At 61.4% G+C, this 21531-nt stretch carries 20 protein-coding genes; 7 read left to right on the plus strand and 13 right to left on the minus strand.

Annotation, left to right across the window (positions count from 1 at the left end):
* Positions 1-81 precede the first annotated feature (81 nt).
* From NTD84_RS11230 to NTD84_RS11245, 4 genes are all read right to left on the minus strand, one after another.
* The gene (locus NTD84_RS11230) at positions 82-837 is read right to left on the minus strand and encodes a class II aldolase/adducin family protein (RefSeq protein ID WP_262165227.1); all 756 of its coding nucleotides are present in this window, start codon (positions 835-837) and stop codon (positions 82-84) included.
* Positions 834-1784 (minus strand): CobW family GTP-binding protein, encoded by a 951-nt coding sequence (locus NTD84_RS11235; protein ID WP_262165229.1) that lies wholly within the window; start codon positions 1782-1784, stop codon positions 834-836. Before NTD84_RS11235 ends, NTD84_RS11230 begins: the two co-directional genes overlap by 4 nt.
* A complete protein-coding gene (locus tag NTD84_RS11240) occupies positions 1781-3529 on the minus strand; it encodes an amidohydrolase (protein ID WP_262165230.1) in 1749 nt (582 codons plus the stop codon). The genes NTD84_RS11235 and NTD84_RS11240 overlap by 4 nt, the downstream gene beginning before the upstream one ends.
* 97 nt (positions 3530-3626) lie before the next feature.
* Positions 3627-5231 (minus strand): 5-guanidino-2-oxopentanoate decarboxylase, encoded by a 1605-nt coding sequence (locus NTD84_RS11245; protein WP_262165231.1) that lies wholly within the window; start codon positions 5229-5231, stop codon positions 3627-3629.
* Positions 5232-5392: 161 nt separating this feature from the next.
* Between NTD84_RS11245 and NTD84_RS11250 the strand changes: the two genes are divergently transcribed.
* The 7 genes from NTD84_RS11250 to NTD84_RS11280 all read left to right on the plus strand — a co-directional run bounded on the left by NTD84_RS11250 (position 5393) and on the right by NTD84_RS11280 (position 13265).
* Positions 5393-6298 carry a LysR substrate-binding domain-containing protein gene (locus tag NTD84_RS11250; protein WP_262165232.1) on the plus strand — a complete coding sequence of 302 codons (906 nt, stop codon included), beginning with the start codon at positions 5393-5395 and terminating at the stop codon, positions 6296-6298.
* A gap of 259 nt (positions 6299-6557) precedes the next feature.
* A complete protein-coding gene (locus NTD84_RS11255; protein ID WP_262165233.1) occupies positions 6558-7649 on the plus strand; it encodes an ABC transporter ATP-binding protein in 1092 nt (363 codons plus the stop codon).
* A 90-nt stretch (positions 7650-7739) separates the two neighbouring features.
* Positions 7740-8852, plus strand: a complete 1113-nt coding sequence (locus NTD84_RS11260) for an ABC transporter substrate-binding protein (RefSeq protein ID WP_262165236.1) — start codon at positions 7740-7742, stop codon at positions 8850-8852.
* Between the two features lie 10 nt (positions 8853-8862).
* Positions 8863-9735: an ABC transporter permease gene (locus tag NTD84_RS11265; protein ID WP_262165239.1), complete on the plus strand. Its 873-nt coding sequence runs from the start codon at positions 8863-8865 to the stop codon at positions 9733-9735.
* A gap of 8 nt (positions 9736-9743) precedes the next feature.
* Complete coding sequence (locus tag NTD84_RS11270) at positions 9744-10571, plus strand: ABC transporter permease (RefSeq protein ID WP_262165242.1); 828 nt, start codon at positions 9744-9746, stop codon at positions 10569-10571.
* Positions 10572-10908: 337 nt separating this feature from the next.
* On the plus strand, positions 10909-11613 hold the full coding sequence (locus tag NTD84_RS11275; protein ID WP_262165245.1) for a hypothetical protein: 705 nt from the start codon (positions 10909-10911) through the stop codon (positions 11611-11613).
* Between the two features lie 221 nt (positions 11614-11834).
* On the plus strand, positions 11835-13265 hold the full coding sequence (locus tag NTD84_RS11280) for a PLP-dependent aminotransferase family protein (RefSeq protein WP_262165248.1): 1431 nt from the start codon (positions 11835-11837) through the stop codon (positions 13263-13265).
* Between the two features lie 47 nt (positions 13266-13312).
* Here NTD84_RS11280 and NTD84_RS11285 read toward each other — a convergent pair whose 3' ends face one another.
* From NTD84_RS11285 to NTD84_RS11325, 9 genes are all read right to left on the minus strand, one after another.
* Complete coding sequence (locus NTD84_RS11285; RefSeq protein WP_262165249.1) at positions 13313-14113, minus strand: N-acyl homoserine lactonase family protein; 801 nt, start codon at positions 14111-14113, stop codon at positions 13313-13315.
* Between the two features lie 13 nt (positions 14114-14126).
* Positions 14127-15086, minus strand: coding sequence for a diiron oxygenase (locus tag NTD84_RS11290; protein WP_262165251.1), 960 nt, complete (start codon positions 15084-15086; stop codon positions 14127-14129).
* Positions 15087-15152: 66 nt separating this feature from the next.
* Positions 15153-15911, minus strand: coding sequence for a TauD/TfdA family dioxygenase (locus tag NTD84_RS11295; RefSeq protein ID WP_262165252.1), 759 nt, complete (start codon positions 15909-15911; stop codon positions 15153-15155).
* A gap of 21 nt (positions 15912-15932) precedes the next feature.
* Complete coding sequence (locus tag NTD84_RS11300; RefSeq protein ID WP_262165255.1) at positions 15933-16805, minus strand: branched-chain amino acid aminotransferase; 873 nt, start codon at positions 16803-16805, stop codon at positions 15933-15935.
* 25 nt (positions 16806-16830) lie between these two features.
* The gene (locus NTD84_RS11305) at positions 16831-18171 is read right to left on the minus strand and encodes a KamA family radical SAM protein (RefSeq protein ID WP_262165258.1); all 1341 of its coding nucleotides are present in this window, start codon (positions 18169-18171) and stop codon (positions 16831-16833) included.
* 27 nt (positions 18172-18198) lie between these two features.
* Positions 18199-18846, minus strand: a complete 648-nt coding sequence (gene yfcF / locus NTD84_RS11310; RefSeq protein WP_262165260.1) for a glutathione transferase — start codon at positions 18844-18846, stop codon at positions 18199-18201.
* Positions 18847-19123: 277 nt separating this feature from the next.
* Positions 19124-19585, minus strand: coding sequence for a cupin domain-containing protein (locus NTD84_RS11315; RefSeq protein ID WP_262165262.1), 462 nt, complete (start codon positions 19583-19585; stop codon positions 19124-19126).
* 81 nt (positions 19586-19666) lie between these two features.
* On the minus strand, positions 19667-20164 hold the full coding sequence (locus NTD84_RS11320; RefSeq protein WP_262165265.1) for a RidA family protein: 498 nt from the start codon (positions 20162-20164) through the stop codon (positions 19667-19669).
* A gap of 49 nt (positions 20165-20213) precedes the next feature.
* Entirely contained in the window at positions 20214-21494 is a 1281-nt protein-coding gene (locus tag NTD84_RS11325; RefSeq protein WP_262165267.1) for an acetyl-CoA carboxylase biotin carboxylase subunit family protein, read from the minus strand.
* Positions 21495-21531: the final 37 nt, after the last annotated feature.

The raw sequence follows: 21531 nt of genomic DNA on the forward strand, positions 1-21531 counted from the left end.
CCCCCCCCGGGCCCCGGAGGGCGGGGGGGGGGCCCCCCCCCCCCCCCCGAAGCGCCCTGCCCATTCAACAAAGCATCTGGATCAATCCCGATACCCCGGCGCCACCCGATCCAGCATCCGCAACAACGCCGCCCAGGCCAGTTGCATGGCATCCGGGTCATTCAACTCGCCCTCTTCCAGCGGCCGACCCGGATCATTGAACTGCCGCTCGGTGTATTCGCACACGTCTGCAGAAGGCAAAACCAACTCCCCCGCCGCCTGCGCCGCCAGCTGGATTTCGCAGGCTTTTTCCAGGTAGTACATGCGCAAGAAGGCCTGGCCCACGGTTTCGCCCACGGTCAGCAAACCGTGGTTGCGCAGCATCAGCACCGGCTTGTCACCCATGTCCTGCACCAGCCGCTGCTGCTCGCTCAGGTCCAGCGCCACGCCTTCGTAATCGTGATAGGCAACGCGGCCATAGAATTCCATGGAAATCTGGTTCACCGGCAACAACCCGCATTTCAACGCCGCCACGGCACAGCCGGATTTGGTGTGCGTGTGCAGCACGCATTGCGCGTCTTCCCGAGCACCGTGAATTGCACTGTGAATCACAAAACCCGCCGGGTTGACCGGATACGGCGACGGTTCCACAGCGCGCCCATCCAGACCGATTTTCACCAGATTGGACGCGGTGATTTCCTCGAACATCAGCCCATAGGGATTGATCAGGAAATGATGCTCGGGCCCCGGCAATCGCACGGAAATATGGGTGAAGATCAGATCGGTCATGCGAAAGTGCGCGATCAATCGGTAACAGGCCGCCAACTCCTCGCGTAAACGTTGTTCCGTCGGGTTCATGTGCGCTCGTCCTCAGTCATTTTGCAGGCCTCCAACCCTTGCCCCAATGCCTGCCAGCCATCGAAGCCCCGACGTGCAATAAACACTAACCGCGTCGCGTTGGCCAATGCTTCATCGGTGGCGGGCAGAAACTGGCTGCGGGTGCCGACGTGTTGCAGCCAGTGTGCCTTGCCGCCTTGCGCCAGCACGACCAGGCCCTTGACCCGGAACACATCGCCGGGCAGCGCCTGCAACCAGGCGCGCAAGCGTTCGACGTCGAGCGCGGTCGTGCCTTGCCACAGCCAACTGCTGAACATTTCGCTGTGATCATCATTCGACACCCGCACCATCGGCTTCACGGTGCGCGACTTGAGGTCCAGATCGGTGTCCAGCCAAAGCGCATCCGGCAGTTGAGCCTGCACGCTTTCGTGAATCCGCGTGCGCAGGCCCAGGGCGTTACGCAGCGCTTGCAACTGTTCCTCGTCGACCAGATCGGTTTTGTTCAATAGCAGCAAATCAGCCGCCGCCACCTGGGCCCTGGCCAACCGCGCGTATTCCCCTTCAAGCTGCAGATGCCGGGTGGCGTCGACCACCGTGATCACCATGTCCAGCTGCATCTGGCTGCGCAGTTGTGGGTAGGCCAGGGTTTGCACGATGCGCTGCGGATCGGACACGCCACTGCATTCAATAACGATGCGCTCAAGCCGCGGTTGCAGTTGAGCCATGCCAGTCAGTTGCGCCAGCAGGTCTTCCTGCACGGTGCAACAAATGCAGCCGTTTTGCAGGCTGACCACCGCATCCGTGACCTCGGAAACGATGGCCGCATCGATGTTCAGCTCGCCGAAATCGTTGACGATCACCGCCAGCCGACTGCCTTCCGCACGGCGCACCATGCGGTTGAGCAAGGTGGTTTTACCGGCGCCGAGAAATCCCGAAACAACGGTGACTGCAATCCGTGGCGGGGTCATTGCGCCTTACCTTCCAGCACCGGTGGTTCGCCCTGCCAGACGGCTGTCAGGCCCGCCGAAGCCAACGTCCCGTGACGGTCGTAAACCAGCTGCCCTTCCACAAAGGTCAGCAGCACGTTGGTACGGTGGATGTAGTTGCGCGCAGGTTCAGCGAACAGATCGCGGTCGATCACGATCAGGTCCGCCGACTTGCCGACTTCCAGGCTACCGGTACTTTGCTCCAGGCCCATGGCCACGGAACCGTTGCGGGTGACCACGTCCAGCGCCTGTTCCAGGCTGATCGGATCGCCGAAGCAGGCCGGGTCGTCGTTCCACGGGTTTTGCCGGGTCACCATGGTTTCCAGCGCCAGCCACGGGTCGATCGATGCTACCGGCCAGTCGGTGCCCATGACCGCGGTGCCACCGGCGGCGAGCACACCTTTGAAATCGTAGATACGCTTGAGCCGTTCCTGCCCGTACCCCGAGCGCGCACCGCTGGCGAATGGCGTCGGATACCACGCGGCCGGAGAAAATTCGGCGATGACGTTCAGTTCCTTGAAGCGCGGCAGGTTGCCCGGGTGCAGCAAGGTGCTGTGCGCGCATTGATGGCGCACACCACTGAACCCGTTGCGCCGACGGGCTTCAGCCACGGCATCGAGGAACACGTCGGACGCGCCGTCGCCGGTGCAGTGGGCGATCACCCGGATCCCCTTGCGGTCCATGTCCACCACCATGTCGGTGATGTGTTCCGGGGTCAGGTTGAGCTTGCCGCGCCAACTCTTTTCCTGCGGCCACGGGGTCAGCAGGTACGAGGATTTCGGTTCAACGGTGCCGTCGAAGTGGAACTTCACCGCGTTGGCACTCAGGCGTGCGCTGCGGTAGTAGTGACGTTCACCGGCCAGTAGCTCCCAGCGACGACGCACCGGGAAAATGTCGTCCTGCCAACTGATCGCGGCTTCGATGCGCACCGTCAGCTCACCGCTGTCGTCCAGCTCTTTCAGGGCTTGCAGACGCTGTTCGCAAACGTGCACGTATTTGCTCGCCGTGACGCCACGGGAGCTCTGGAAGTGCACGCCATCACGGTACGCGCGACGCAGCACGCTGACCGGCGTCGGCGGCATGGCGGCGTGGATCATCGCGTAGGCACCGTCGATCATCAGGCCGGTGGGCTCCCCGGTCAGCTCGTCGCGCTCGAAATAACCGTTGCGCGGGTCGGACGTGGTGCGGTCAATGCCGGCCAGCTCCAGCGCTTTCGAGTTGACCATCATGGTGCCCCACATGCGGTCGAGCAGCGCCACGGGACGGTCCGGCATCACGCTGTCGAGCCAGGCGCGGCCCGGGGTCAAACCGGCCTCGCGGAAGGTGTAGCGCACCCAGTATTGCCCGTAGATCCAGCCGTCGCCCGGATGGCTATCGGCATAGGCGAGGATGCTTTCGCGCAGTTGCTCGGGCGTCGGGTCTTCGATGCCGACATCCAGGTCATCGCTGTAGCGCGGCGCCAGGGCCAGGTCGGGGTGCGTGTGCATGTCATGCAGGCCCGGCATGCAGAACGCGCCTTGCAGGTCGTGCGATACGGTGTTCGGGCCCTTGAACACCTGTAGCTCGCTGAGGCTGGCGACACCGATCAACTTGCCGTCGCGGATCGCCACGGCTTCAGCCCACGGGTTCGAAGGATCCTGGGTATAGATGCGACCGTTGCCAAGGATCAGGTCGGCGTATGTCCCTTGCACGGAGTGGGTCGAAGTAAAGTTGTCGGACTCAGCCATGTAAGCCACCTTTTTTAGGTCAGAGCAATAGAAAGGTCCGTCCGCGCTCGGCGCTTTGCGGACCTGGAAAATTTTTATTGTTGTCGCGCCGCGTGGCTTATTCCGCCAGGAAAGCAGCGGCGTCCAGTTCGAGCATCACCGGCGTATCCGTGTCGCTGAACTGGCCCAGTAGTTCGCGTAGCTTGTGCAGATTGCCCACCCGGTGATGGGGCACGTGACAGCTGCGCGCCAGGGCGGCGAAGTCCGGCGTGAGAATGTCGACGCCCAGCAACGGCACCTCGCGGGCGTTCATGTAATCGCGGATTTCGGCATAGCTGGTGTTGTTCCACAGCAACAGGATGATGGCGGCGCCCGCCTCTTTGGCGGCGATCAGTTCGGCACTGGAAAACTGCAAGCCACCGTCCCCCACCAACGCGACGACCGGACGTAATGGCTGTGCCAGCTTGGCGCCGATGGCCGCCGGCAAGGCGTAGCCGAGGGTGCCGTAACCGGTGCCGGCGTTGAACCAACTGTTGGGCGTCGGCGCGCGATAACCCAATGCGCCCTGGTACACCGGTTGCGTGGAATCGCCGACGATCAGCGGCTGCGGCAGACCGTCACGAAGGGTATCGAGCAGTTCCTGCAGACGGCTCTGTTTCAAGTTCCAGCCGGCGTGTTCAAGCGCATTCACTTGCTCCACGCGCACGCTCGCCCACGTCGGCTCGGCCTGGCGTTGCGGCAATCGCGCCAGCAACGCTCGCAGGCCTTGCTCGGCATCACCCAACAAACCGACGTCCGCCGCTTGCGCGCCCAGCACCTGCATCGGGTCGATATCCAGGCGAATCAGCGGCGCCTTGAACGCCAACGGGCCCAGGCCGAAAAAGTCATAGTCGGTCTCGCCCAATTCGGTGCCGACAGCGAGCACCACGTCGGCCTCGGCCATCAGTTCGCGACCGTGCACCGACGACTGCACGCCATCGAGCAGCAAGGGGTGATCGAGCGGCAGCAGGCCGCGGGCGTTGGTGGTCAGCGCGACCGGGGCCTGCAAACGTTCGGCGAGCAAGGTCAGCGCTTCACTGGCTCGACGCGCGCCACCACCGGCGAGGATCAACGGGCGCTGCGCGTTGTTGATCAAGGCGATAGCGGCGTCGATGGCACAAGGCGCCGGTGCAGGCGCCAATGGCAATGCACGCGGACGGACATCGAGGTGGTCGGCGGACATCTCCAGCACGTCCAGAGGAATTTCGATGTGCACGGGACGCGGCCGGGTGCAGCCAAACAAGGCAAAGGCCCGGGCCAGCACTTCCGGCAGTTGATTAGGGTGTTGCAAGGTGTGGCTGAAGGCGCAGACACCCGCGACCAGCGCGCGCTGGTCCGGCAGTTCATGCAGGTGACCATGGCCCAGGCGCAGGTGTTCGCGACGGCTGGTGGTGGAGATGACCAGCATCGGCACCGAGTCCGCGTAGGCCTGGCCCATGGCGGTCAGAATATTGGTCATGCCCGGGCCGGTGATGATGAAACACACTCCCGGCTTGCCGCTGGCGCGGGCGTAACCGTCGGCCATGAACCCGGCGCCCTGCTCGTGGCGCGGGCTGACGTGCTTCAGGCGGCTGCCATGCAAACCTCGATAAAGCTCGACGGTGTGAACGCCGGGAATGCCGAAGACGGTGTCAACGCCATAGCCTTCCAGCAACTGAACGAGCGCCTGGGCACAACGGGTCATGCAGCACCTCTTTTGATAGACGGGCTGGACGGCCCGGTGACGAGTTGGGCTAGTATTGTTGAATCAACCGATACAACAATCGATTTTTTTTGGCCTGACTGTTCAATTTCCGTCACCATAAAGTGCGTCAGACCGGCCCTTTCAACTTTCAGCGGTGATTTATGCGTTTTCCTTCGATGACAGCCCTTCGCGCTCTGGACGCGGTCGCCCGCCTCGGCAGCGTGTCGGTCGCGGCCCGTGAACTGAACCTGACCCGCAGCGCCATCAGCCACCAGATCAGCAAGCTGGAGGAATGCGTCGGCTTCGCCCTCACCGAACGCATCGGCCGGGGGATTGGCCTGACGTACCAGGGCGAGCGCTACGCCCGCGAGGTGCACGGGATTCTGTTGAATTTGCTGGATGCGGGTCAGCTGGTGGACGACCAAGAGATCTCCGGACGACTGTGCGTCAGTTGCGCACCGGGGTTTGCCACGTATTGGTTGTGTCACCACATCGGGGCGTTTTTGCGCCAGTACCCGCAGGTGCAATTGCAGCTGATTTCGCCGCGGACGCCGGACGACATCAATAACCCTGCCGCGGATTTATTCATTGCCTACGGCATCGGCGACTGGCCGGAAATGGTTGTCGAGGAGATCGTCGCGCTGCGCTTTTTCCCGGTGTGCAGCCCGCGGCTGATCAATGCGCTGAGCGGCCTGAAGAGTCCGCAGGAACTCAGCGGCTTTCCGTTACTGCACATGACGGATTATTCGGACTGGCGCGTGTGGCTGACCGCCGCCGGCGCCTCGGGGGTCAATGCGGTGAGCGGCATTCTGTTCTCCGATGCGCATTGCGCGCAGTCGGCCTGTATTGCCGGCCAGGGCATCGCCATCGGCGACAACCTGATCAGTGGCGATGCCTTGTCCAAGGGTTTGTTGGTGCGCCCGTTCGACATCACCATCGACCTGCACCGCGGTTATTACCTGGCCGCTGACCCGCAAAAGGCCGAGCGCGCGGTGGTTCAGGCCTTCAGCAACTGGGTGAAAACCCAGCTCCAGTCGTCCCACCAAACCTGGCAAGACACGCTCTGAAGGACCCCACAAATAACCTGTAGGAGCCAGCTTGCTGGCGTTGGCGTTCGTGAGCGCGCTATCGCCAGCAAGCCGGCTGCCACGGAAAGCAACAATGCCGCGTTTTATCCAATGGCCATTGAGTAATAAAACTAACCAATACCTGCAAAATAATTCCATTGATGTAGCGATATTTTTAACAATAATGAGCCCAAAGCCCCTGCCGGATTGACATCCGTCCTCGCACGCCTCGGGGCAACAAGAAAGAGGAATTTTCATCGTGTCCAGCGGTTCTGCGATTCAGCTCAGCGCACAAGGTATCAGCCAGTATTACGGTCGTTTCGCGGCGCTGGATAACGTCGATCTCGACGTTCGCCAAGGCGAGTTCCTGACCCTGCTCGGCCCGTCCGGCTCAGGCAAAACCACGTTGCTGATGATCCTGGCCGGCTTCCTCAGCCCGACTTCGGGCAAGCTGATGGAGCAAGGCGTCGACATCATCAAGCGCTCCGCCGAGAAGCGGAACTACGGCATGGTGTTCCAGGGCTACGCGCTGTTCCCGCACATGAGCGTCGCCGATAACGTGGCCTACCCGCTGCGCATCCGCAAAGTCGCGGCCGAAGAGCGCCAGCGTCGGGTCAAACACATTCTGGAAGTGGTCGGCCTGGGTGCGCACATGCACAAGAAGCCGGCCGAATTGTCCGGTGGCCAGCAGCAGCGCGTGGCGATTGCCCGGGCGCTGGTCTTCGAACCGGAACTGCTGTTGCTCGACGAGCCGCTGTCGGCACTCGACAAGAACCTTCGCGAACAGCTGCAAACCGAACTGCAGCGTATCCATCGCCAGGTCGGCACCAGCTTCGTGTTCGTGACCCATGACCAGAACGAAGCGCTGGCGCTGTCGTCGCGCATCGCGATTTTCAACCACGGCAAGCTGACCCAGGTCGACACGCCAGAAAACATCTACAACCGGCCCGAGAGCCGTTTTGTCGCGGAATTCCTCGGCAAGATGAACCTGTTTCCGCTGGTGGACATGAGCCGTAACGGCCCGACCGCCAGCGGCAGATGCGGCACCAGCGTGCTCCACGCCCTCGCCCCGAATGCACTGAGCGCTCAGCCGACCGTGCTGGCCGTACGCCCGGAACACATGGAGCTGCACAGCGACTGCCCGGAACGCGACGGCTACAACGTGATGCCGGCGCAGCTCACCGACAAGGTCTATCAAGGTTCCAGTACCCATCTGGCGCTCAAGGTTGGCGCCGATGCCTTGCCGGTCAACCTGTCCGTCCCCGGCAACCATCCCGGCGCGCTGATGCCCAGCGGTGCGCCGGTGTGGCTGAGCTGGCCGGTGCAGCAAAGCTTCCTGCTGCAGGCCTGACGCCCACGATTAACGCAACAAAAGCGCTCTCCTAACGACAACAAAAAGGCCCGGTGTCCGCCGCGACACCCGCCGACTGAGGACTTGCCCATGAGCCAGGATCATCAACGCGACTGTATTGAAGTGCTGATCGAAAAAGCCCGCGGGGGCCAGATCAACCGTCGAACCTTCATGCAGGCCATGGGTCTGTTGGCCGCCGTGCCGCTGGCCATGCGCAGTGGCATCAGCTGGTCCGCCGACAAGCCGCTGGTGGTGGTCAACTGGGGTGGCGACGCCCTCAACGCGTTCCGCTCGGCGTGGACCGAGACGTTCACCAAGACCACCGGCATCCAGGTGCGCATCGACGGCGCCGGCCCGACCGAGGGCGCGATCCGCTCGCAACTGGCCAGTGGTCAACCAAGCTGGGACGTGGTCGACGTCGAGAGCTACAGCGCCATCGTGCTGGGCCGCGAAAAAATCCTGCAACCGCTGGACTACAACGTGATTCAGCGCGGTCAGGTCGCACCGGCGCTGTCTTCCGATTTCGGCATTGCCAGCTATCAGTTCAGCTACGTGATGGCCTGGGACAGCGCGAAGTTCGGCGACAACGGCCCCAAGACCTGGGCCGATTTCTGGGACGTGAAGAAATTCCCCGGCAAGCGCACCTTGTACAAATGGATGAACGGGATGCTTGAAGCGGCGTTGCTTGCCGATGGCGTGCCGGCCGATCAGCTCTACCCCCTGGACGTGGCGCGGGCGATGGCCAAGATCGACGAGATCAAGCCGCACGTGCTGTCGTTCTGGAGTTCGGGCGCCGAGAGCCAGCAGCTGATGGTCGACGGCGAAGTGTCGGTCGGCGCGATCTGGCACACCCGCGCCAAGCTGCTCGCCGAAGACACCGACAACCGCGTGCGCTGGAGCTTCGACAACGGCTTCATCAACTCCAGCAGCTGGGCAGTGTTGCAGGGCAACCCGGCCGGCACGCGGCCGGCCATGCAATTCATCCAGCACGCGTTGCAACCGGAAGGACAGCTCAAGCTCTTTGAACTGCTGGGCAATGGCCCGTCCAACAGCGCCACCGAAAAGCTGATGTCGGCGGAGCAACTGGAAGCCAACTGCGGGTCGGCGGAGAACCTGAAAAAGCAGATCGCCCTGAATGCCCAGTGGTACGCCGACAACTATTCGAAAGCCTTGGAAACGTACCTGACGCGGCTGTCCAAGTGAGCCATCGACCATGACTATGACCCTGACCTCAACCCTGTCCAGACCCAAGCCCCGGTTCAGTTCGCCGGGCCTGGAGCGCGGTCTGCTGCTGTTTCCACTGCCGGTGTTGCTGCTGATTTTCTACGTGCTGCCGTTCCTCGGCGTGGTGGGCTGGAGCTTTTCGCTGCCAACGCCCGGCATCGAGCAATACCAGCGCATCGCCACCGACCCGGCTATCCACGAAATGCTCTGGCGCACCTTGCGCCTGTGCATGACCGTGAGTTGCCTGGCGTTGCTGATCGGTTACCTGCTGGCCTACTGCTGGGTGTTCAGCCCGCCGTTCTGGCAACGGGTGGTGGAAATCTGCATCTTCATTCCGTTCTGGATTTCGGTGCTGGTCCGGGCGTTCGGCTGGCTGATCGCCCTGCGCAGCAACGGCGTGCTAAACGAAGGTCTGTTGAGCATGGGGTTGATCGACCAGCCGTTGCAGTTGAGTCGTAATGAAATTGGCGTCGTCATTGGCATGCTTCACGTGATGATTCCGTACGCGGTGTTCCCGCTGCTGTCGAGCATGCGCCAGCTGGATCAACGCATTCTCATGGCGTCCCGCGGCCTCGGTGCCGGACCTCTGCGCACGTTCTGGCAAGTGCTGCTGCCACAGACCCTGCCGGGGATGCTGGGCGCCTTCATCATGGTCTTCGTGTTCTGCCTTGGCTTCTTCATCACCCCGGTGCTGCTGGGCGGCGGGCAAACGGTGATGATCGCCGAATACGTGTTCCTGCAAATGTTCCAGACCAGCAACTGGGGCCTGGGAGCCGCGCTCAGCGTGGTCTTGCTGGCACTGGTCAGCGCATTGATCTGGGTGCTGCTGAAAATCACCCGCGTGAACCGACTGGTCGGCTGAGGTTACTTATGAACACCCATCGCACAAGCCTGAGTACCCGCCTGCTGGCCGTCATCGCCATGGCCTTCATGCTGTTCCCGTTGCTGACGGTCATCCCGGTGTCCTTCACCAGCAAACGCTTTCTGTCCATGCCGGAAGGCAACTGGTCGCTGCGCCATTACGAGGCGCTGGTCAGCAACCCCGACTGGTTCCACGCCATCAGCCAGAGCCTGACGATCGCCTTCGCCACCAGCGTGATCGCGACGTTGCTCGCGGCCAGCTTCAGCCTCGGCATCTGGTACCTGCGCTCGAAACTGGCCACTGCGCTGATCGGTTTGGTGCTCTTGCCGATGGCCATTCCGCCGGTGATTTCGGCGCTGGTGCTGTACTTCATGGAAACCAAACTCGGGCGCTACGCACCGGGCATGGGTTACGACACCCTGACCGGCGTGGTGATCGCGCACGTCATCATGGTAGTGCCGTATGGCGTGGTCACGATGCTGGTCGCCCTGAGCCAGATCGACCGGCGGATCGAACTGGCCTCACGCAACCTCGGCGCCAGCCTGATGCAGACCACGTTCATGGTGATCCTGCCGAACCTGAAACTGGGCCTCGCCTCCACCGCGCTGCTGGCGTTTGCCCTGTCCTGGGAAGAGGTCGCGGTGACGCTGTTCATCACCAGCGTCAACGTCGATACCCTGCCGAAACGCATCTGGAGCGGCTTGCGTGACAACGTCGACCCAAGCGTCGCCGCGATCTCCGTGCTGCTGATCTCGCTGACCTTGCTGGTGTTGATCGGTCGACTGGTGTTGCAGCATCTGGCGGATAAGCGTGCGCAGAAACTGCTGCACCCGTGAGTCACGTTAAACCTGCTCGGCCGTCAGCAATCACACACCCCCTGTAGGAGCGAGCCTGCTCGTGAAAAACCTGAGAACACCGCGGGGTACCTGGTTTCCCGCGTTATCGTTGACGACCATCGCGAGCAAGCTCGCTCCTACAGTTTCCGTGGCGTGCGACGAATCAGGAGTTTGGTGACGTACGGCGAATCCAGGGGGTTGCCTGCAATTCCGGGATCTTTTGGCCATTGGCTTGTTGGGCCGTGACAACGCAGCCTGGGTCCAATAGATTAGGCGGCCTGAAAAGGCCCAGCGCTTTCTCGCCTAAACCCAAGCTAAAAGAAGTAGTGAAATTTCAATGTCCGATTCCAACACCGCTGAATCCGTAGTCACCTTGTCGTCCAAAGCGGAATACGAAAACTCCATCAATCTTTCACAGCATGTGCCCCAGGCCAAAACCATCAGCGAGATGGTTCTGGACGCGTTCCAGTCCACCCGCGAAAGCGACCAGATCCGTGAGCTGCGCGCCGCGATCCGCCAGGCCCATGACCGCTTCGACGACGATAAAGCCTACGAACTGATGGGCGAACTCAAGCAACTCAAGGACGCCGAGGCCGCCGATATCGCCGCCCTTGAAGACCTGAGCAGCAAATTCTCGATCGGCCGCATCCTGTCCAGTTTCAAGGACGATCCGGCGTTTCAGGAAATCGTCTACGGCCTCGCGCTGAAAGTGCTGAACCAGACGCACCAGGCCATCAGCAACCCGAGCAGCGGCAAGAGCAAGACCGCCCGCGCCAAGAAAGAAGTCGAAGTGTTCACCATCAGCAAGGACGGCGTGAGCGTCACCCTGCCGCTGCGCACCCCGCGCTCGCGACTGAACGTCGACCGTGAAGCGCTGGAGTTCCTGGGCTTCACCTTCGTTGGCGAAGGCGACGAAGCCGAGCTGGAAAGCGAGACCTTCCTGGACAGCGCCGGCGCCGAACAAACGGTCAACCGCAAAAACATCATCACCGCGCTGCAACAGCAAACCGCGTTCGACGGCTACAGCATCGCCGCGCAATAACCTGGTTCAGCCGCCGCGCCCCAGGCGCCCCTGACCTGAGAGCCCCGCCCTAGAGCGGGGCTTTTTATTGCCCGCGATTCCTGCAAAACCCCGATTACTCTCTCAGTATCGACACATCAATAAACACTTCCCTTCACCCTTGAGCACCACGGGTCCGCCTGCGGGGAGCGTCAACTCACTTTCCAGCCCAAGACTTCAGTGGTGCGATTGCTGAGGTCATCATGCACACGACTCCTCTGTACCGTCAGTTAGCTAACCACTACCTCGACGCGATCCGCAGCGGCACCCTGAAAACCGGTGAACGCTTCCCCTCGATCCGGCTGATGATGGAAAAACACGCCGTCAGCCTCTCGACCGCCGTGCAGGTTTGCCGCGAGCTTGAAGATTGCGGCGTCCTGGAAGCCCGACCGCGCTCCGGCAACTACATTCGCCAGCCCGACACCGTGCCCAAACCGGTCGTGACCGCCCCGCCCCCGCCCATCGACAACAGCGTCTACCTCGGCCTTCATCCGCAGGTATCCGTGGTGCTCAAAGCGGGCCAGCGGGCGACGATCAAGGTCAACCTGGCCACGGCCTACTGTGCACCGTCGCTCTATCCACTGAAGATCTTGCAGGACCATATGATCAAGGCGCTGCGTCGCGACCCGCATTTACTCGATGCAGAAGGATCGACCTGCGGCCAGCTGACGTTGCGCAACATCCTGGCGCGAAGGGCGTTGGCCGCCAAAGCCAACCTGACGGCGGAGAAAATCGTCATCACCAACGGCGCCACCGAGGCGCTCAACCTGGCCCTGCGCGCAGTCACCCAACCCGGCGACAGCGTGGCCGTGGAGTCGCCGACCTTCTACGGCCTGCTGCAGATTCTCGACAGCCTGAACCTGCGCGCAGTGGAAGTCCCCGCGACGGCCCATTCGGGCATCAACCTGCTCGCCCTTGAACAACTGCTGCAAGGCCCGCAACGGATTCAGGCGCTGATCGTCATTCCCAACCTGCAGAATCCGCTGGGCAGCATCATGCCCGACGCCAACAAGGCGCGACTGGTGCAACTGTGCGCCCGGCACGACACGGTGCTGATCGAGGACGACACCTACGGTGACCTGGTGGATACCGAAAAGCCGCTGTCCACGCTCAAACACTGGGACCGTGGCGACAACGTGATGTATTGCGCCTCGCTGAACAAAACCCTGGCACCGGGTATGCGCCTGGGCTGGATCAGCGCGGGCAAGTGGCACGACCGCGTGGAAATGCTCAAACACACCCAGTCCCGCGGCTGCGAAGCGTTGTCGCAACTGGCGGTCGCCGCGTTCATGAAAACGCCGTCCTACGAACGTTACCTGCGGCGTTTGAGGAAAGTTCTGACGCAACAACGCCAGCAGATGAGTGAGGCGATCACCCGCCATTTCCCGCCGGGCACTGGCGTAACTGACCCTCGGGGCGGGACGTTGCTGTGGGTAGAACTGCCGCCTCGGTATTCAGCGATGACGCTTTTCCATGAGGCGTTGAAGGCGGGGATCCTTATTTCACCTGGGGATATCTTTTCCAATTCGCCGCGGTTCAAGCATTGTGTGCGGATTGGCTGTGGGGCGCCGTATTCGCCGAAGATCGAGGAGGCATTGGCAGCGCTTGGTCATCTGCTCAAAAACCAGGGCTGATACCCCCCCCTGTAGGAGCGTGCTCGCTCCTACAGTTAATTAATGGTTCAGGTGGGGATTTCGTGCAGGCAGACGATGTGCGGGTCGTCGTTCCAGTGCGGGAAACGCTCGGCGATCAGCGGGTCGTGGCCAGGGATCACGTGGTCTTCGCCGTCCGCCAGGCTGTCGATCAGGCTGAACGCCTCCAGCGTCTGCGCCAGATCATCCAGAATCGGAAAAGGGCTGCGCTGGCGAATGTTCGCCCACAAATGCGCCGCGTCCGACGCCAGCACGATCCAGCCGCGCGCGGTGTTCACCCGCACCACCTGACTGCCCGGCGTATGGCCGCCCACCGGGTGCAACGTCACGCCCGGAACCACCTCGACCCTGCCGTTATGCAAGCGCATCCGGCCTTCGAACAGCGGCGGCAGCGCCGACATCACATCCTCGACTTCGTAGGTTTTGTTTACCGCGCGATGGGTCATTTTCGGCCCGGTACAGAAGCGCAATTCGGCTTCCTGCAAATGCACCGTGGCCTTGGGAAACAATCCCAGATTACCCGCATGATCCCAGTGCAAATGGGTGAGGATCAGGTTCTCGACCTGCGTCGGATCAATGTCCAGTTGGCGCAGGGATTCTTCCGGCAGGCGATACATCTGCCGGTTGCGCCGATCGGCCGTGGCCGGTTGAAAACAGGTGTCGACCACAATGACTCGCTGATCGTTACGAATGACCCAGAAGTAGTAATCCAACGGCATCGATGCGTTCGGATCACCACAGCAGGCGTCGTACAGAAAGTTTTCCCGGGCGGTGCGCTGGGCATTGGCGCCGACACGAATGGCGAACACTTCGTACACAGGAACGGACATATTCACCTCCTGATCAGGCCACGGCAGCGGTTTTGAGGGTCGGGCGGAAGTCGAAGTCGATCTGGTCGCTGATCCCCAGGTCCTCGGCCAGCCGATGCAGGCCGCTGTAGTCGCGCATGATCGTGGCATTCCTGTTGCTCTCGCGGGTGTCGGCAATGATCAGCGCTGCGTCGTCGACGCCGAGCTGCGTCAGAATCGCCTCCCACATCGAGTAGTCCTGGGCGACAAAGGCACTCAGCGCCACCGACAACGTCTGTGCGAAAAACACCCGTTGCGGCGGTTGCATGTGGGCGTACATGACCTTCGCCACTTCCGCGAGGATCTTGCTGTGGGCGTATTCGTCGCGGTTATGCAGTTCGGCCACGCGACGGTTTTGTGGCTGGATGGTTTGATCGTCGGCCAGCAGATCCAAGTAAGCGTTGACGCTGATCTCGGCCACCACCGCGAAGGTGATCGCCGCCAGGTCGCGCTGCCACTGTTCGGCTAAGGTTTCCTGCAGGGCAACAAGGCGCAGATAAGTGACGGACGGCGGCAGGTCCAGATCCTGATCAAGGGCGCGGTCCTCCTTGGTCCGTTCGATCGCGCGCAGGTGCATGAGCGTGTGGTAGTGCTCATCGATCAGCGTCTGCTGCATCGCCTCGCGAAAATGCCAGTCGTCCTTGCCCAGGTATTGATTGGCAATGACGCTCAGCGCCGGGTTCACCACGTGTTCTTCTGCGGTCACCGTGCGCAGGTTGTAACCGATCCAGCCCCAGGTCACGACGCTGCTTTTAAGCTCGTCGCTCAGGGCCTGGAATCTCGGGTGATGGAAAAACGGCACCATGCACTCCGGATAATCCGGGCGCGCCGGGTCGAACGCTTCCGTGACCGAGCCCCGCTCTGGCGAGCACACCGTAGCCCTTTTGGTCCAGGCCTGATTGAGCCGAACGACCAGTTGATGATCGACCGTGGCGATCTCGATTGCTGTTTGCATGACGCGATACCTGTAGGACGCGTACCCGCCTGGGGTACGCCAATTGAATAGTGGGCGACGGATGAATCAGGCCAGCCAGTAGCGGGTCAGGTTGCGCGCGGGGTCAGTGTATCGGCTGCGGGCGTGGATCATCCGCCAGTTATCCCAAATCAGCATGCAGCCGTCGGGAATCAGCACCGGCGTGTTGTGCTCGACGAAATAGGCTTCGCCCAACTGTGCGAACCTGGCCAGTGGCGATGAACTGTTCGCCACGTTCGAATGCTGCAGATCCTCCTTGGAGGGGTTCACATCACCGTAATGAAACTGGTTGTAGCTGAAGCGAAAAATGTCACCGTCCTCGGTAGGCGTGAGGATGTATTCCTTGACCCGACGCTGCCCCGCTTCACCCGGTTTGGCGGTGGCGACGAACTCCACCGGCGTATCGTCGATCCATTCGCGCAGCTCGGGTTCGGTGCGTTCGAGAAAGCCGAGGAATTCGATGCCGTCCACCAGCCCGGTATGCCCGCCCCCGCAGGTGGCCTGTTGATGACAATGCAGCGCCAGGTAACGCGGCGGCGGCCCATAGACCGGCGCTTCGGTGTGCGGGCCGATGCCGTTCATGCTCTGGGAGTACGGCAAGTCTTCGTAACCCGGTTTGCGGGTGATGGCGAACGCGGTTTGCCCATTGAATTGCGGAATGATCCGACCGAACGCCTGCAGCGTGCCTACAACATCGTAGGCAAATTCGGCCGGCGTCAGCACCGTCCAGCCACGGGACGACAACTCGTCCTGGCGATGGCCCAGTGAAACGTAAGGTGTGGACGCAACAAACCCTTGATCTGACATGGTGGTGTTCCTGCGGTTTTTTCAGGCGTTAACGGTTGAGGTGTAGGCGGCAATGAAATCGCGGCACGCGCTGGCCGGGCGGTAGCGCTGCTCGTCGATGCTTTGCACGGGGGTGATTTCGGCGGCGGTGCCTGTGAGAAAACACTCCTCGAAATCGTCAAGCTCCGTGGGAAGAATCGTGCGTTCGATCACCTGGTAATCCAGCGCCCTGGCCAGTTCGATGACGGTCTGACGGGTAATGCCGTTGAGAAAGCAATCGGGCAGCGGTGTGTGCAGCGTCCGGCCTTTGACGAAGAACACGTTGGCACTGGTGGCTTCGGCGACATGGCCGCGCCAGTCGAGCATCAGCGCATCGTGATAGCCGTTGTTTTCCGCATCGTGTTTGCTCAGCGTGGCGATCTGGTAATGCCCGGACGCCTTGGCTTCGAAAGGACTGCTGCTGGGTGGCGGCCGACGCCACTGCGCGGTCTTCATGCGGATACCGGCCATGTGGCCCGCCGGATCGAAGTAACTCGGCCACTGCCAGCAGGCAATCGCCACATGCACGCGGTTGAAGCGGGCCGACGTGGAAATCATTTCGCTGCCGCGCCACGCCACCGGCCGCAAGTAACCGTCGATCACGTTGTTGCGCTGCAGCAGTTCATGACTGGCCGCTTCCAGCTCGGCCAGCTCATAGGGAATGGCAAAATCCATCAACTGCGCCGAGCGATACAGCCGCTCGCTGTGTTCGCGCAGTTTGAAGATCTTGCCGTTGTAGACACGTTCACCTTCATACACGGTGCTCGCGTAATGCAGGCCGTGGCTCAGCACGTGCAGGCGGGCCTGGGACCACTCGACGAATTCGCCGTCGAGCCAGATGAAACCGTCGCGTTGATCAAACGGGATACCGCTCATTTTGCACATCTCCTGATGAATCGTCCTACGCCGTTTCGAGCAACACTGGTATCAATTCCGGCGTCGCCACGGGCTCTGTCTGAAAGAAAAACGAACGCTCACCAAACGCCGGGCGCAATTGATCGAACCAGGTCGCCTGTGGATCGAAGCGCGCATAGAACGTGCGCAGCACCCATTGCGGATCGCGGGCCTGGAGGAACTGCAGCACGAAGACTTTTTCTCCGGCGACCGTTTCGATGCCGTTGATCAGGACCTTGCCGTAGAACGTGCTCATGGACGGCCCGCGCACGGTGCGCGCCAGCCCGGACACGGTTCGGTACGCCGCCTGGAAGATCTCGAACGCGCGCGCCAACGGCATCGCGAAGTAGTGACTCGGTCCGGTGTCGCGCTCGACGAACATGTAATAAGGCACCGCCCCCAGGCGCACCCCTTCGGTCCAGAGCGCAGCCCAATCCGCCGGGTTTTCATTGATGTGGCGGATCACCGGTGCCTGCATGCGCAAGGTCGCGCCGGTCGAGCGGATGCGTGCAACCGCCTGGCGGGCGATGTCCTGGCGGAGCTCCACCGGGTGGTTGTAGTGGCCCATGACCGACAGGTGTTTGCCGGCCGCGACGATTCGTTTAAACAGCTCCAGCAACTCTGGCGCATCCTTGTCGCTGACGAATCGCTGTGGCCAATACGCCACGGCTTTGGTGCCGATGCGGATGCTCTTGAGGTGCGGCAACGCCAGCAGCGGCTCAATGTAGCCCGCCAGCGACCGGGTGTTCATGATCATCGGATCGCCACCGGTGATGAGCACGTCGGTCACTTCCGGGTGCACCTGCAGGTAACTCACCAGTTCCTGGGATTCACGGGCGTTGAACTTGAGTTCTTCCTCGCCGATGAATTGCGCCCAGCGGAAACAGAACGTGCAGTAGGCGTGACACGTCTGACCGGCGCCGGGGAAAAACAGCACGGTCTCGCGGTACTTGTGCTGTATGCCCGGCAGGACTTTTCCGTCTAGAGTCGCGCCGTTGTGCGTCAGCTGCCCGGCGGGATGCGGGTTCATGCGCAGCCAGATCGCCTCGATCCGGCGCTTGATGGCGACCGTGTCATCGCGCTCGATCAACTGCTTGAGCGAGGCGTACTCGTCCGGCAGCAGCATGTCCTTGTGGGGAAAGGTCATGCGAAAAATCGGATCGTCCGGAAGGTTGTCCCAGTCGATCAATGTACCCAACACGTATTCGTTGCTGCGAAACGGCATGACCCGCGCCACCACGTCCATGGCTTCCTGCAACGCGGGTGTCAGTTTCTGCCAGTACGGCGTGTCGCGAATGGTGCGTGAGTTGTAGGCTTTGTATCTTTCCTGCTCCGACAGTCCCTGCATGGCAGCGCTCCTGATGATTGCCTTGATTCAGGCGTGGACGGCAGGCGCCGCGCGTTCGATGTCCATCCAGGCCCGGACGCTGTCGCGGTCCCATTGCCGGCGGACATACGCCGCGAGCCGTGCAGGCACCTCATCACCATTGGCGACCAGCCGGTTGAGCATGATTGCCAGGTCGGTATCGGCGATGCTCCAGTCACCGAACAGGTGATCCGCGCTCTCCTCCAGCAAGCGGTCGGCGACAAACAACAATCTGCCTACGGCGGCTTGGGCGTCGTCGGACAGCGGGGTGTCCTTCTTGCCGAAGTAGATGAGGTCGGCCGGCCGCTCCTTGCGAATGATCAGCAGATCACTGCGCAACCAGGCCTGGAGCTGACGAGCGCGGGCGCGCTGCTTGAGGTCCCGCGGGTACAGGTTGGGATGGCCAGGCGTTATGTCTTCCAGGTACTCGGCAATCGCCGAGGATTCCGACAAGGCAAAACCTTCGTGGACCAGCGTGGGGATTTTGCAGGTCAACGATACCTGTTGATAACGTTCCTGATAGTTCTCACGCGCTTTTAAATCAAGCGTGACAAGTTCAAATGAAAGTTGTTTTTCTTTCAATGCAACAAATGCCGACATAGCAAAAGCACTGACAAAGTCTGCGCCCACATACAGTTTTAGATTTGCACTTTCCATAGAACGCTCCTTGCACTAACCACAATAATCCTTCGCATGGGGAAGGATCGTAGTTAGTTGCTCAAGCGCTGAACAGATACAGAAATTGTCTGTTTCTACGGATACAGAAATTCGCAAATTCACGCGACAGAAAAGAAAAAGGGAGTCGGCGAATGCGGACCCCCTAGGGGTAAGTAAAGTACATGTAGGCGCCAGCTTGCTGGCGATGGACTAAGGTGCGCCGCCTTGATCCGGGCAACACGCCATCGCCAGCAAGCCAGCGCCTACAGGGATCAGTTCATGGCGTTTGCAACATGGAGAGCTGCGCCATTTGCGGCATATTGCTCATGTTCAGCATGGCCAGGGGTTCAGTGGGGCTGGTGTTGACGAACCCGTGGCGCGTCCAGGCGGGTACCAGCAAGACGTCGCCGGGGCTGACGTTCACTGCATCCGCGTCGCCCAAGGTCAGCGCGCCGAGGCCGGACTGGATGATGAACAGATGCCACCACGAATGCGCATGGCCCTCCAGCGTCGACCCCGGCTTGAGCCATTGCATGGAGACCGCCATCCCTGGCGTCAACTTGCAGCCTTCGGTACTGCTGTCATGAGCCAGCGCGACAATATCGACGTCGCTGCTATCGAGGTGCTGACGCATGTCCGCCAGTTCAGTGCCCTTCCACACCTGCGCACTGACCGACGGCTTATTCAAACTCTGGCGAAATTCCTTATATGAAAAAAACCCGCCTTTAATGTTATTCATCTGCGACCACCGACTCTTTATCGACTCAAGTGAGCAGACACTAGGCCAACTATCTTTCCCTGTAAAGCTGGCCAACTAAACTCACAACACCGATGGCCGCAGGGCGACAATCATGTCAACTTCCACGGCAGCATTTTTCGGCAACTGATAAACACCGACGGTTGTCCGTGTATGTTTCCCCGCATCGCCCAACACATGGCTGAACACATCCGAGGCACCGTTGGCGACTTCGCTCAGGTCTACGAAGTCTGCCGTGGACTTCACGTAAACGTTGATACGGATCAGCGATTTGATTTTGTCCAGCGAGCCGATGGCATCCACGATCAAGGCCAGCCCGCGCATGGCGCTGATGCTGGCCGCGGCTTGCGCGTCCGCCAGGCTCAGCTCCAGGCCCACGCGGCCGGGGTACTGGATCCTGCCGCTCATGCGCGGTACCAGACCGCTGAGGTACAACTCATCGTGGTGCCGCACCAGCGGCGCGTAATGCCCGCCAGCGGTGTTCTCGCCATAGATGTCGTAGTCGAGTTCTTTCGCCAACGCGATGAAACGTTCGTCGCACGACATTTTCTGCTCAATCATTTACCCAATCCTCTTCACTCAAAATGCTTGAAACGTTGCCCCCTGAGACTCAGCCCACAGCGCTCGTCGGTGCGGCCAGGGAGGTCACTTCAACCCGCGACTCGATGGCCTCTGCCAGTTGCAGCAGGTCATCGCTGAGCGCGGTGTAATCCTTGTTGAACAAGACGATGTGGCCGATGAACGACATGTTGTCCTTCACCAGCGCGGTGACGGAATCACTGAGGCGCTTGGCGTATACCGCCTCGACCAGTTCGATGTTCAGTTCCCGCGCCAGGGATGCAATGTCCGGCACGTGGCGCAACAGGCCGCCGGCCGGGGCCCGTAGCAGGCGGATGCCGCAATAGCCGCGGGCGACCGGATCGTGATGGGCGACCTTGCCCTCCACCGCCCACCGGACCCAGCGTTCCCACGGATCGAAATCGACGAACGCCAGACGCGCCAGGTCCCAGATGTGCATGCCACCAGGGCGCATGTTGGTTTCCACGGCCGAGGTCAGGCCGTCGCGGCGCTGGAAGATCTCGTTGTGGTAGGCGCCGTTATCCAGCGAGACCAGACCCGCCATGTGCCGACCGGCAGCGCTCAGGCGCGCTTGCACGTCAGCCGCCAACGGCGCCGGCACCACTTGCTGGATTTCCGCGCGATAGGCGCCTTCGGTGGTGGTTTTCTCGGTGACCCAGGTGCTGCCCGCGACGTAGTCCCAGCTGTACTCACGAGCGTTTTGAATCAGCTCTTCGAGCACGATCCCGCCTTCGCGGTACGGCTTGAGCGCCTGCCAGACCTCATCGCATTCGGACGGATGATGGATGACCCGGCATCCGCGGCTCGCGCCTTCGCAGGCCGGTTTGATGAAGGCTCTGCCGCCGAGTTCGACCACTCGCTGGCGCAGTTCGCCAAGGCTTTCGACGCGAGCGGAGAACACCGGACGGTAATCTTCCGGCGCCGTTTCGGCAGCAGCTTCCAGCTTGCGAAAAATCTGTTTATCCAGCCCGGCGCGCGCCTCGCCCGGTGTAATGCCGGGCAGGCCGAAATGGCTGGCCAATGCCGCCCCCAGCAATACGCCACGGTCGGAAAAAGGCAGGACGCCGATCAGCTTCCAACGGTCGGCGCTCAGGCAGCCGGCCACCAGATCGACGGAATCGGCGATGTCCTGCGCCGCCATCGAGGCAGTGCAGACGTGATCCGCCACCTGATCGTCATCGGCTTGGATCTGCTCGACCACCAGGATCAGCCGCGCGTTATAGAGTGTCCTGCAGAGGTCGCGCAGCTTGCGGATATCGTGCACCCGATTGCCGTTGTAACCGACCACTACTACGCATGACGTGGTGTTCATGAAGCCTCCGGCCTGTGGAGCAAAAAAAGTGCAAACG

The sequence above is a fragment of the Pseudomonas sp. 14P_8.1_Bac3 genome, from assembly GCF_025466085.1.
GTDB lineage: Bacteria > Pseudomonadota > Gammaproteobacteria > Pseudomonadales > Pseudomonadaceae > Aquipseudomonas.